This is a genomic window from Type-C symbiont of Plautia stali (genome assembly GCF_059730935.1).
In genome coordinates, this window is the sequence record NZ_AP035923.1 from 3774757 (window position 1) to 3787748 (window position 12992).

Sequence of the window (12992 nt, forward strand, 5' to 3'; positions counted from 1 at the left end):
AAAGTGACCAGCAGATCCGACCAGTCAGCCAGCGTTTGCATTCATACCATTAAAAACGAAAATGGTTTCCATACCTGCAATGACTGTGGAGATGTTATGGCAACCCCTGCGCCCGCGAAACGCGGCAAAAAACCCCGTACGGCTCCGGTGGCCAGTGCCCCTGCCGGCGGCCAGGTACAATCTCTGACGCGCGGGCTGCGTTTGCTGGAGCTGATTGCCGAATCACACGGTAGCGTGGCGCTGACCGAGCTGGCGCAACAGGCCGGGCTTCCCAACTCCACCACTCATCGCCTGCTGACCACCATGCAGCAGCAGGGATTTGTGCATCAGGTGGGCGACCTCGGTTTATGGACCATTGGCGCTCATGCCTTTGTGGTCGGCAGCAGTTTTCTGCAGAGCCGCAATCTGCTGGCGATTGTGCACCCGATTCTGCGCCGGCTGATGGAAGAAGCCGGCGAAACCGTGAATCTGGCGGTGCTGGATCTCAGTGATTATCAGGCGGTGATTATTGACCAGGTACAGTGCACCCAGCTGATGCGCATGTCAGCGCCGATTGGCGGCAAGTTGCCGATGCATGCGTCCGGTGCCGGCAAAGCGTTTCTCGCTCACCTTAGCGATGATCAGGTCACCGCCCTGCTGCATCAGAAGGGATTACATCACTACACGCCGAAAACCCTGATGTCGCCGCATAGCCTGAAGGAGAATCTGGCGCTGATCCGTAAGATGGGTTTTTCGCACGACGACGAAGAGCACGCGCTCGGCCTGCGCTGTGTGGCGGCACCGATTTATGATGAACACGGCGAACCGTTTGCCGCCATCTCCATCTCCGGCCCGCTGGCGCGTATGACCGACGACCGCATTACCGAACTCGGGGCGCTGGTGATCCGCGCGGCGAAGCAGGTGACGCTGAGCTATGCCGGCCGCTAGGCGGCCACTGACGCGTAGCGCGCGCTGAAACGCTGTCCGGCGCGCCACGCCATCACCTCTTCAATATGCCCGGCACGGATCCGCGCCTGCAGGGCGCGCCACCAGCCAGGATCGAACAACTGCGGATGCAGCGCCTGCAGCAGTTTTCCGGTCGCCGGTTCGCTGCACAGCGCGTAGCGGAAGGTTTCCGGAAACACATCATCCGGCCCGACGCTGTACCACGGCTCGGCCTGCAGCTCATCCTCTTCGTAACGCGCCGCCGGAACATCGCGGAACACCAGCTCGGTCATCGGGCGGATTTCATCATAGTCGTAAAACACCACGCGGCCATGGCGCGTCATGCCGAAGTTTTTAAACAGCATATCGCCGGGGAAGATATTGGCCGCCGCCAGCTGACAAATCGCATCGCCGTACTCCTCAATGGCGTGCTGGCGCTGTTCCGGCGTCGCCTGCATCAGCCACAGGTTAAGCGGCTGCATACGACGCTCCAGCCATAAGTGGCGGATGATCAGTACGTCATCGCGCAGCTCGATTTTTTCCGGAATCTCGCGCTCAAATTCCGCCATCAGCGCCGCCGGAATGCGCGCGCGCGGGATGGCGAAATGCTCAAACTCCTGGGTGTCAGCCATGCGCCCGACGCGGTCATGCTCTTTGACCAGCCGGTAACAGGCGCGCACCTGCGCATCCGTCACCTCTTTTTGCGGCGCGAAGCGATCTTTAATCACCTTAAATACCCGATCAAAACCGGGCAGCGTAAATACCAGCATCACCATACCGCGCACGCCGGGTGCGATGGTGAATGCTTCCTGACTGTGCGCCAGGTAATCTAAATATTCGCGATAGCATTCGGTTTTACCGTGTTTCTGGCAGCCAATCGCCATATAGCGCTCGGCGAGGGTTTTGCCCGGCAAAATCGGCTGCAGCCAGGCCACCAGCGCGGCCGGCACCGGCGCATACACCATGAAATAGGCGCGGGCAAAGCCAAACACGATGCTGGCGTCATTGCTGTCGGTGAGACAGGTATCAATCCACAACCGGCCGGCATCGTCGCGCTGGATCGGCAGCAGGCACGGCACAATCTCGCCCGCGCTCAGCTGCAGCCGCGCCACAATCCAGGCGGTTTTGTTGCGATAAAACAGCTCGCTGGCGACGTCCAGCGTGGCATTGGCCAGCTGTGCCGCGCTGAACTGCTCGTGCAAATGACGCACAATCCAGCCGATGTCGCGCGTCTGATCCTGCCACGTCAGCCGCAACGGAATGTCATTCAATACCTGACGCAGCGTCTCATGCCAGCTGTGCTGCGGCCGGTACAGGCGCGACAGCGGTCGCTGCGCCGGCGGCGCGGGCGCGTACGGCTGTGACGGCAGGATAAACAGCCGCTCAGGCAGTAAGTGGCTGTGCCCCAGCAAGCGACAATAGACAGAATTAAAAAAGCTTTCGGCAATTTCATGACGCGGATAGCCCGGCAGCAGCGTGGCATAGTGGCTTTTCACCCGCAGCCAGAAGGCGTCATCCCAGTCGGCCATCTCGTTGAGGATGCGCAACTGATTGGCGACCAGCCCGACGTGATGATCGTACAAATGGATACGCGCTTTCATCGCCTGCTGCACCGCCTGCCAGTCCGCCTGTTCAAAGCGCTGCTGCGCGCCTGCGGTAATGTCGAGAAAGCGACCGTACTGCGCATCAAAACCCTGCAGAATCGTGTGGGCGATAAGGGATTCTCTCGGTGACATCGGCAATCTCCGGCAAGCGTGAGCCAGTGAAACGGTGCGCCATGCTGCGCACCGCGAGTACGCTGATCAGAACTGTGCGGCTTCGGTGGAGCCGGTCAGCGCGGTGACCGACGAGCTGCCGCCCTGAATCACCGTGGTGATGCGATCAAAATATCCGGTGCCCACTTCCTGCTGATGCGCAGAGAAGGTGTAGCCGCGTTCGCGTGCGGCAAATTCCGGCTGCTGCACCTTTTCCACGTAGTGGCGCATGCCTTCGCCCTGCGCATAAGCGTGCGCGAGGTCGAACATGTTGAACCACATGCTGTGAATGCCGGCCAGAGTGATGAACTGAAAGCGGTAGCCCATCTCGCTCAGCGCCTGCTGGAAGCGGGCAATGGTGCGATCGTCGAGATTCGTCTTCCAGTTAAACGAAGGCGAACAATTGTAAGCCAGCAGCTTGCCGGGATACTGCGCGTGAATCGCCTCGGCGAAGCGCTGCGCCAGCGCCAGATCCGGCGTGGAAGTTTCGCACCACAGCACATCGGCATACGGCGCATACGCCAGGCCACGGGCTATCGCCTGTTCGATACCGGCATGGGTGCGAAAGAAGCCTTCAGCGGTCCGTTCCCCGGTGATAAACGGCGCATCGCGCTCGTCGCAATCGGAGGTAATCAGATCGGCAGCGTCGGCATCGGTGCGCGCAATCAGTACCGTGGGCACATCCATCACATCGGCCGCCAGCCGCGCCGCCACCAGTTTCTGAATCGCTTCCTGTGTCGGCACCAGAACTTTGCCGCCCATGTGTCCGCACTTCTTCACCGCCGCCAGCTGATCTTCAAAGTGCACCGCGCCGGCGCCGGCCTGAATCATCGCTTTCATCAGCTCAAAAGCATTGAGCACCCCGCCAAATCCGGCTTCCGCATCGGCGACAATTGGCAGGTAGTAATCGATAAAGCCGTCATCGTCCGGCGACAGTCCGCTCGCCCACTGGATTTGATCGGCGCGCTGAAAGCTTTGGTTGATGCGTTCCACCACGTTCGGCACCGAATTGACCGGATACAGCGACTGGTCCGGATACATCTGCCCGGCCAGGTTTGCATCGGCCGCCACCTGCCAGCCGGAGAGATAAATCGCCTCAATACCGGCTTTCGCCTGCTGCACCGCCTGCCCGCCGGTCAGGGCGCCGAGACTATTGATATAGCCTTTGCGCGCGTCACCGTTGAGCAGTGCCCACAGCTTTCTCGCGCCGCGATCCGCCAGCGTGCAGGCGGGATTGACGGAGCCGCGCAGGTTAATGACCTCTTCGGCACTGTAAGGACGGGTAATGCCCTGCCAGCGTGATGCCAGCCAGCTGTTTTCCAGTTGAGCGATCTGTTGGGTACGATTTGACATAGCAGTATCTCCAGAGTCAGGGCAGCAGGCGGTAGCCCGGCAGGGTGAGGAAAGGAACCAGTTGTTCGTCGGTGGTGATTTGCGCCATCAGCGCAGCCGCATCTTCATAGCGACCGGCGTCAAAGCGCGTGTCACCCAGGCTGTGGCGCAGGGCCGCCAGCTCTTCATCAAGAAACTGTTCGAACAGCGCGGCGGTCACCAGCTGACCATCGCTGAGGATTTGCTTGTGGTGAATCCACTGCCAGATGGAGGTGCGGGCAATCTCCGCGGTAGCGGCATCCTCCATCAGCCCATCAATAGGCACGCAGCCATTGCCGCTGATCCACGCTTCCAGATATTGCAGCGCAACGCGGATGTTGGCGCGCATCCCGGCTTCGGTGCGCTGACCACGGCACGGGCGCAGCAGGCGCTCGGCGGTGATCGGCGTATCCTGTTCACGACTGACGTGCAGCTGATTGGGGCGATCGCCCAGCTGACGGTCAAACTCCGCCATGGCGATATCCGCCAGGCCGGGATGGGCGACCCAGGTACCGTCATGGCCGTTGCCCGCTTCCCGTGCTTTGTCCTCCTGCACTTTCTGCATCACCCAGGCGTTGCGTTCAGCGTCTTTGGCCGGGATGAGCGCCGACATGCCGCCCATCGCCAGCGCACCGCGCCGGTGGCAGGTTTTGATCAGCAGGCGCGAATAAGCCTCGAGGAACGGCTGGTCCATGCTGATCTGCTGACGATCCGGCAGAATGCGGTCACCATGCTGGCCCAGCGTTTTGATGTAGCTGAAGATGTAATCCCAGCGACCACAGTTGAGGCCAACCACGTGATCGCGCAGTTCCCACAGGATCTCATCCATCTGGAATACCGCGGGCAGCGTCTCGATCAGTACCGTGGCTTTGATAGTGCCGCGCGGCAGATCGAAACGATCTTCACTGAAACGGAAGATTTCCCGCCACCATGCCACTTCCGCCGCATGCTCGGTTTTCGGCAGATAGAACCACGGAGCGTGGCCCTTCTCCAGCAGCGCGGTGACGTTGTGAAACAGATAGAGCGCAAAGTCGAATAACCCGCCGGGAATGGCCCGATCGCGCCACTCAACATGCTTCTCATCCAGATGTAAGCCGCGAACCCGGCACATCAGCAGCGCCGGATCGGATCGTAACTGGTAGATCTTGCCGTTTTCGCTGGTGAAGCTCAGCGTGCCGTTAACCGCATCGCGCAGCGCCAGCTGGCCATCAAGCAGTTTTTGCCAGGTCGGTGCCAGCGAATCCTCAAAATCGGCCATGAACACTTTGACGTTAGCGTTCAGCGCGTTGATCACCATTTTGCGATCTGGCGGACCGGTGATTTCGACGCGGCGATCGCGCAGTAGCTGAGGAATGGGCCTCACCTGCCAGTCACTTTGCCGAATGGAAGCGGTTTCCGAATCGAAATCTGGCAACGCCCCCTGATCGTAGCGCTGCTGGCGCTGCTGACGCGCTTTCAGCAGACGCTCGCGCTCGGGTGCAAAGCGCACTACCAGCGAGTGCAGGAAATCAATGGCTTCGGGCGTGAGCAGCTGCTTCTCCGCGTGGGTAAAGGGCTGGCTAAAGGTCAGTGTCGGGCTGATAACCGTGTCTGTCATGCGGGCTGCCTCCTGGTTTGATCCTTTTTCTAACGACAGGATCGGGCTGTAGGGTATTTTTTAACCGGCAAGATCAGAGCATAATCATTTTTATTTTAATTTCAAAAACTATTTCCATTTTAGTGTTTATTTGATTTTATTTATCTGATTTAAATGTAATTTAATCTCACGAAATAAAGGCAATACGTTCCATCATAGAAAAAGGCAAAAAAAAGCCGCGACAACACGCGGCTGTCACGGCAGGTTTAAACGCGCTTTTAGCAGGCGTTTTACTCGAGCGTTGGATTCATGTGACGCAGATCGAATGGCGTAATCTGGTAGACGTAGTAGTTGAGCCAGTTGGAGAACAGCAGGTTGCCGTGGCTACGCCAGGTGGCGCGCGGCGGCAATTCGGGGTTGTCCTGCGGGAAGTAGTTGAACGGCACCTCAGGGTGCAGGCCGGCCTCGTAGTCCCGATGGTACTCACCCGACAGCGTAAGAGCGTCATATTCCGGATGGCCGGTAACAAAGGCCAGGCGCTTGTCTTTACTCGCCATCAGATAGGCACCGGTGCTTTCTGATTCGGCAAACAGCTCGAGATCGGTATAGTCACGAATCAGCTGGCTGGGAAAATCAGCATAGCGTGAATGCGGTGCCAGGAAGTTGTCATCAAAACCGCGCGTCAGTAGCGCGTGCGGATGAAGGATCTGATGCTCATAGACGCCAGACAGCTTGTTCTGTCGCGTCTGTTTAGGAATGCCATACAGGATGTTAAGCGCCGCCTGCACCGCCCAGCAAACGAACAGGGTAGAAGTGACGTGCTCTTTCGCCCAGTGCAGCACGCGCTGAATCTGTGGCCAGTAGGCAACATCATTGAAATCAACCAGCCCCAGCGGCGCACCGGTGACAATCAGGCCGTCAAAGTTATCGTTGGCGATATCGTCGAAGTTGCAGTAGAAGTTGTTCAGATGCTCGCTTGGCGTGTTGCGCGACTCGCGGCTGTCGATGCGTAATAGCTGAACATCGATCTGCAGCGGCGAGTTAGAGAGCAGGCGCAGAAACTGGTTTTCGGTTTCAATTTTTTTAGGCATCAGGTTAAGGATCAACACTTTAAGCGGACGAATCTCCTGAACACTGGCGCGCGATGAGGTCATGACAAAGACATTCTCATTACGCAAAAAATTCACTGCCGGTAATTCGTCGGGGATCCTGATTGGCATAACCTGCTGACCTCTTGCTGATAACCATATAAACGTTTAGACATCCAGATGCCCGAGATTAGCCTGGCTGCCGCTGGATGTCGAGTCTTCATGCGGTTTATGAAATTGTTTCAGCATTGAACGGCAATAGCCGCGAGCGCCGCGCGGTGAGCAGCAGCAATAAGGTCGGAATAAGAGCGCGTTAGAATTTTTTCAGGATTAAATAAGTCGTTATGGAGAGGGTTTTTGGCGGGAAATTTGCTGAAGTACGGACGTAAAAAAGCCCCGGACTCTCGTCCGGGGCTTTTTTACTTATTTGATGCCTGGCAGTTCCCTACTCTCGCATGGGGAGGCCCCACACTACCATCGGCGCTACGGCGTTTCACTTCTGAGTTCGGCATGGGGTCAGGTGGGACCACCGCGCTGTTGCCGCCAGGCAAATTCTGGTGCGCGAAACGAATCTTTTTCACTGATGCCGCGTTGGCCGCCCTCGTAAAGTCAGTCACATACTCGTGTATGCTCCTTCCTTTCCTTCGGCCTGCCGCCTTGCCTCAGCGCAAAATCTTTCGTTTCCGCTAATTTTTCCGTCACAAGCTGAAAATTCTTTCGGTCTCTCAGACCAAAACGCCTCTGGCGTTGTAAGGTTAAGCCTCACGGGTCATTAGTACCGGTTAGCTCAACGCATCGCTGCGCTTACACACCCGGCCTATCAACGTCGTCGTCTTCAACGTCCCTTCAGGACCCTCAAGGGGTCAGGGAGAACTCATCTCGGGGCAAGTTTCGTGCTTAGATGCTTTCAGCACTTATCTCTTCCGCACTTAGCTACCGGGCAGTGCCATTGGCATGACAACCCGAACACCAGCGGTGCGTTCACTCCGGTCCTCTCGTACTAGGAGCAACCCCCCTCAATTCTCCAGCGCCCACGGCAGATAGGGACCGAACTGTCTCACGACGTTCTAAACCCAGCTCGCGTACCACTTTAAACGGCGAACAGCCGTACCCTTGGGACCTACTTCAGCCCCAGGATGTGATGAGCCGACATCGAGGTGCCAAACACCGCCGTCGATATGAACTCTTGGGCGGTATCAGCCTGTTATCCCCGGAGTACCTTTTATCCGTTGAGCGATGGCCCTTCCATTCAGAACCACCGGATCACTATGACCTGCTTTCGCACCTGCTCGAGCCGTCACTCTCGCAGTCAAGCTGGCTTATGCCATTGCACTAACCTCCTGATGTCCGACCAGGATTAGCCAACCTTCGTGCTCCTCCGTTACGCTTTGGGAGGAGACCGCCCCAGTCAAACTACCCACCAGACACTGTCCGCAGCCCGGATTACGGGCCTACGTTAGAACATCAAACATTAAAGGGTGGTATTTCAAGGTTGGCTCCACGCAGACTGGCGTCCGCGCTTCAAAGCCTCCCACCTATCCTACACATCAAGGCTCAATGTTCAGTGTCAAGCTATAGTAAAGGTTCACGGGGTCTTTCCGTCTTGCCGCGGGTACACTGCATCTTCACAGCGATTTCAATTTCACTGAGTCTCGGGTGGAGACAGCCTGGCCATCATTACGCCATTCGTGCAGGTCGGAACTTACCCGACAAGGAATTTCGCTACCTTAGGACCGTTATAGTTACGGCCGCCGTTTACCGGGGCTTCGATCAAGAGCTTCTCCTTGCGGATAACCCCATCAATTAACCTTCCGGCACCGGGCAGGCGTCACACCGTATACGTCCACTTTCGTGTTTGCACAGTGCTGTGTTTTTAATAAACAGTTGCAGCCAGCTGGTATCTTCGACTGGCCTCGGCTCCGGGAGCAAGTCCCTTCACCTACGCGCCAGCGTGCCTTCTCCCGAAGTTACGGCACCATTTTGCCTAGTTCCTTCACCCGAGTTCTCTCAAGCGCCTTGGTATTCTCTACCTGACCACCTGTGTCGGTTTGGGGTACGATTTCGTGTTACCTGGAGCTTAGAGGCTTTTCCTGGAAGCAGGGCATCAGTTACTTCACCGCCGTAGCGGCTCGTCGTCACGCCTCAGTGTTAAAGAAGACCGGATTTGCCTGGTCTTCACACCTGCACGCTTAAACCGGGACAACCGTCGCCCGGATAACCTAGCCTTCTCCGTCCCCCCTTCGCAGTAACACCAAGTACAGGAATATTAACCTGTTTCCCATCGACTACGCTTTTCAGCCTCGCCTTAGGGGTCGACTCACCCTGCCCCGATTAACGTTGGACAGGAACCCTTGGTCTTCCGGCGAGCGGGCTTTTCACCCGCTTTATCGTTACTTATGTCAGCATTCGCACTTCTGATACCTCCAGCATGCCTCACAGCACACCTTCAGCGGCTTACAGAACGCTCCCCTACCCAACAACACATAGTGTCGCTGCCGCAGCTTCGGTGCATGGTTTAGCCCCGTTACATCTTCCGCGCAGGCCGACTCGACCAGTGAGCTATTACGCTTTCTTTAAATGATGGCTGCTTCTAAGCCAACATCCTGGCTGTCTGTGCCTTCCCACATCGTTTCCCACTTAACCATGACTTTGGGACCTTAGCTGGCGGTCTGGGTTGTTTCCCTCTTCACGACGGACGTTAGCACCCGCCGTGTGTCTCCCGTGATAACATTCTCCGGTATTCGCAGTTTGCATCGGGTTGGTAAGCCGGGATGGCCCCCTAGCCGAAACAGTGCTCTACCCCCGGAGATGAGTTCACGAGGCGCTACCTAAATAGCTTTCGGGGAGAACCAGCTATCTCCCGGTTTGATTGGCCTTTCACCCCCAGCCACAAGTCATCCGCTAATTTTTCAACATTAGTCGGTTCGGTCCTCCAGTTAGTGTTACCCAACCTTCAACCTGCCCATGGCTAGATCACCGGGTTTCGGGTCTATACCCTGCAACTTAACGCCCAATTAAGACTCGGTTTCCCTTCGGCTCCCCTATGCGGTTAACCTTGCTACAGAATATAAGTCGCTGACCCATTATACAAAAGGTACGCAGTCACACCCGAAGGTGCTCCCACTGCTTGTACGTACACGGTTTCAGGTTCTGTTTCACTCCCCTCGCCGGGGTTCTTTTCGCCTTTCCCTCACGGTACTGGTTCACTATCGGTCAGTCAGGAGTATTTAGCCTTGGAGGATGGTCCCCCCATGTTCAGACAGGATACCACGTGTCCCGCCCTACTCGTCGGACTCACAGCTCATGCATCTTCGTGTACGGGGCTGTCACCCGGTATCGCGCGACTTTCCAGACGCTTCCACTGATGCACAAGCTGATTCAGGTCCTGGGCTGCTCCCCGTTCGCTCGCCGCTACTGGGGGAATCTCGGTTGATTTCTTTTCCTCGGGGTACTTAGATGTTTCAGTTCCCCCGGTTCGCCTCGTTAACCTATGTATTCAGTTAACGATAATGCACAAGTGCATTGGGTTTCCCCATTCGGACATCGACGGCTGTAGCGGTTCATATCACCTTACCGTCGCTTTTCGCAGATTAGCACGTCCTTCATCGCCTCTGACTGCCAGGGCATCCACCGTGTACGCTTAGTCGCTTAACCTCACAACCCACAGACGTTTCATGTCCGGAATCACTGCGCTGGAAAAATGCTGTGTTGCAGCGGTGCTCGCCATGCTCACGTACGTCGGTACGCTCCGCTGGCTGTGCGCTGATGCGCCTTGCCTTTTTCCATGCTCGTTGATTCCTGCATTCCACATGGGATGTGAAAATTTGAGAGACTCGAACACATCGTAAATTTCATTCTTATTACGGAGAATGAAAACGACGTGTCGTTTCAATTTTCAGCTTGTTCCGGATTGTTAAAGAGCAAATACTTCGCAGCATGCTTAATCAGCACACTCTGAAGTATTATCGGTAACGCCTTTCACTCATTACCAGCAAGTGGCGTCCCCTAGGGGATTCGAACCCCTGTTACCGCCGTGAAAGGGCGGTGTCCTAGGCCTCTAGACGAAGGGGACACTGAAGTCTCTTTCGTAAGACGCTTTGCTCATTACTTTTTCATCAGACAATCTGTGTGAGCACTTCGCGGGAAAGTATCTTCAGGTAAGGAGGTGATCCAACCGCAGGTTCCCCTACGGTTACCTTGTTACGACTTCACCCCAGTCATGAATCACAAAGTGGTAAGCGCCCTCCCGAAGGTTAAGCTACCTACTTCTTTTGCAACCCACTCCCATGGTGTGACGGGCGGTGTGTACAAGGCCCGGGAACGTATTCACCGTAGCATTCTGATCTACGATTACTAGCGATTCCGACTTCATGGAGTCGAGTTGCAGACTCCAATCCGGACTACGACGCACTTTATGAGGTCCGCTTGCTCTCGCGAGGTCGCTTCTCTTTGTATGCGCCATTGTAGCACGTGTGTAGCCCTGGCCGTAAGGGCCATGATGACTTGACGTCATCCCCACCTTCCTCCGGTTTATCACCGGCAGTCTCCTTTGAGTTCCCGACCGAATCGCTGGCAACAAAGGATAAGGGTTGCGCTCGTTGCGGGACTTAACCCAACATTTCACAACACGAGCTGACGACAGCCATGCAGCACCTGTCTCAGAGTTCCCGAAGGCACCAAAGCATCTCTGCTAAGTTCTCTGGATGTCAAGGCCAGGTAAGGTTCTTCGCGTTGCATCGAATTAAACCACATGCTCCACCGCTTGTGCGGGCCCCCGTCAATTCATTTGAGTTTTAACCTTGCGGCCGTACTCCCCAGGCGGTCGACTTAACGCGTTAGCTCCGGAAGCCACGCCTCAAGGGCACAACCTCCAAGTCGACATCGTTTACGGCGTGGACTACCAGGGTATCTAATCCTGTTTGCTCCCCACGCTTTCGCACCTGAGCGTCAGTCTTCGTCCAGGGGGCCGCCTTCGCCACCGGTATTCCTCCAGATCTCTACGCATTTCACCGCTACACCTGGAATTCTACCCCCCTCTACGAGACTCAAGCCTGCCAGTTTCAAATGCAGTTCCCAGGTTAAGCCCGGGGATTTCACATCTGACTTAACAGACCGCCTGCGTGCGCTTTACGCCCAGTAATTCCGATTAACGCTTGCACCCTCCGTATTACCGCGGCTGCTGGCACGGAGTTAGCCGGTGCTTCTTCTGCGGGTAACGTCAATCGGCGAGGTTATTAACCTCACCGCCTTCCTCCCCGCTGAAAGTACTTTACAACCCGAAGGCCTTCTTCATACACGCGGCATGGCTGCATCAGGCTTGCGCCCATTGTGCAATATTCCCCACTGCTGCCTCCCGTAGGAGTCTGGACCGTGTCTCAGTTCCAGTGTGGCTGGTCATCCTCTCAGACCAGCTAGGGATCGTCGCCTAGGTGAGCCATTACCCCACCTACTAGCTAATCCCATCTGGGCACATCCGATGGTGTGAGGCCCGAAGGTCCCCCACTTTGGTCTTGCGACGTTATGCGGTATTAGCTACCGTTTCCAGTAGTTATCCCCCTCCATCGGGCAGTTTCCCAGACATTACTCACCCGTCCGCCACTCGCCACCCAAAGAGCAAGCTCTTCTGTGCTGCCGTTCGACTTGCATGTGTTAGGCCTGCCGCCAGCGTTCAATCTGAGCCATGATCAAACTCTTCAATTTAAAGTTTGATTTGCTGCAACGAGTGCAGCGATGCTCTGTGAATTAAACTTCGTAATGAATTACGTGTTCACTCAGCAAAGACTTAATATTTTTTACGTCCGGAGACGCTGATATCAATCCTGCGAGTGCCCACACAGATTGTCTGATAAATTGTTAAAGAGCGGTGCGACGCGGCGTTCGGCCTGCTGTCGCGAGGTGGCGTATATTACGCTTTCCTCCTTCAGAGTCAAACACTTTTTTCAGCGTTTTTCTCCGGCGGAAGTTCTTAACGAAGCTTCCTGTCTACACCGCATTCCGTAAGTCGTTGTGCCGTGTCGATGGAGGCGCATTATAGGGAGTTGTTCGGCACGCGCAACCGCTAAATTCAATAAAAACAATCGTTCGCTGCATTCCACAGCAAAACCCCGCCTTATACCCGGTTACACACAAAGTTATCCACATCTGCAGCCGGTAATAAATTTAGGCGAGCATCGCGCAAACGTTTTCGCTACAATGCCCCGCGACGTCAAGGATGCCCCTTCTGGGGCGTTACCTGAGGTAAATGTTCTCTTCTATATATAGAGAGAGAAAGTTAAGCCT

The 12992-nt window shown here is 56.0% G+C and carries 5 protein-coding genes, 1 tRNA gene and 3 rRNA genes; 1 reads left to right on the top strand and 8 read right to left on the bottom strand.

The window, feature by feature from the left end; genetic code table 11:
- Window positions 1-96 precede the first annotated feature (96 nt).
- On the top strand, window positions 97-927 hold the full coding sequence (gene iclR / locus AC6I7J_RS17795) for a glyoxylate bypass operon transcriptional repressor IclR (RefSeq protein ID WP_059012756.1): 831 nt from the start codon (window positions 97-99) through the stop codon (window positions 925-927).
- Here iclR and aceK read toward each other — a convergent pair.
- The 8 genes from aceK to AC6I7J_RS17835 all read right to left on the bottom strand — a co-directional run bounded on the left by aceK (window position 924) and on the right by AC6I7J_RS17835 (window position 12413).
- Window positions 924-2660 carry a bifunctional isocitrate dehydrogenase kinase/phosphatase gene (aceK, locus tag AC6I7J_RS17800; RefSeq protein WP_104093893.1) on the bottom strand — a complete coding sequence of 579 codons (1737 nt, stop codon included), beginning with the start codon at window positions 2658-2660 and terminating at the stop codon, window positions 924-926. The two genes, iclR and aceK, sit on opposite strands and share 4 nt — an antisense overlap.
- Window positions 2661-2726: 66 nt before the next feature.
- Complete coding sequence (gene aceA, locus AC6I7J_RS17805) at window positions 2727-4031, bottom strand: isocitrate lyase (protein ID WP_394515682.1); 1305 nt, start codon at window positions 4029-4031, stop codon at window positions 2727-2729.
- Between the two features lie 16 nt (window positions 4032-4047).
- Window positions 4048-5646, bottom strand: coding sequence for a malate synthase A (aceB, locus tag AC6I7J_RS17810; protein ID WP_394515683.1), 1599 nt, complete (start codon window positions 5644-5646; stop codon window positions 4048-4050).
- A gap of 269 nt (window positions 5647-5915) precedes the next feature.
- On the bottom strand, window positions 5916-6845 hold the full coding sequence (metA, locus tag AC6I7J_RS17815; RefSeq protein ID WP_031279798.1) for a homoserine O-acetyltransferase MetA: 930 nt from the start codon (window positions 6843-6845) through the stop codon (window positions 5916-5918).
- Between the two features lie 300 nt (window positions 6846-7145).
- A 5S ribosomal RNA gene (gene rrf, locus AC6I7J_RS17820) occupies window positions 7146-7261 on the bottom strand.
- Between the two features lie 203 nt (window positions 7262-7464).
- Window positions 7465-10367: ribosomal RNA gene (locus tag AC6I7J_RS17825) — 23S ribosomal RNA — on the bottom strand.
- 342 nt (window positions 10368-10709) lie between these two features.
- Window positions 10710-10785: transfer RNA gene (locus AC6I7J_RS17830), tRNA-Glu, on the bottom strand.
- Between the two features lie 86 nt (window positions 10786-10871).
- Window positions 10872-12413 (bottom strand): 16S ribosomal RNA (locus AC6I7J_RS17835).
- The 16S, 23S and 5S rRNA genes sit together here with 1 tRNA gene alongside, the layout of an rRNA operon.
- Window positions 12414-12992 lie beyond the last annotated feature (579 nt).

What these genes read in the sequence shown, in the direction of transcription:
- iclR (WP_059012756.1), top strand. Translation starts at nt 97, where the DNA reads ATGGCAACCCCTGCGCCCGCGAAACGCGGCAAAAAACCCCGTACGGCT.
- aceK (WP_104093893.1), bottom strand. Translation starts at nt 2,660, where the DNA reads ATGTCACCGAGAGAATCCCTTATCGCCCACACGATTCTGCAGGGTTTT.
- aceA (WP_394515682.1), bottom strand. Translation starts at nt 4,031, where the DNA reads ATGTCAAATCGTACCCAACAGATCGCTCAACTGGAAAACAGCTGGCTG.
- aceB (WP_394515683.1), bottom strand. Translation starts at nt 5,646, where the DNA reads ATGACAGACACGGTTATCAGCCCGACACTGACCTTTAGCCAGCCCTTT.
- metA (WP_031279798.1), bottom strand. Translation starts at nt 6,845, where the DNA reads ATGCCAATCAGGATCCCCGACGAATTACCGGCAGTGAATTTTTTGCGT.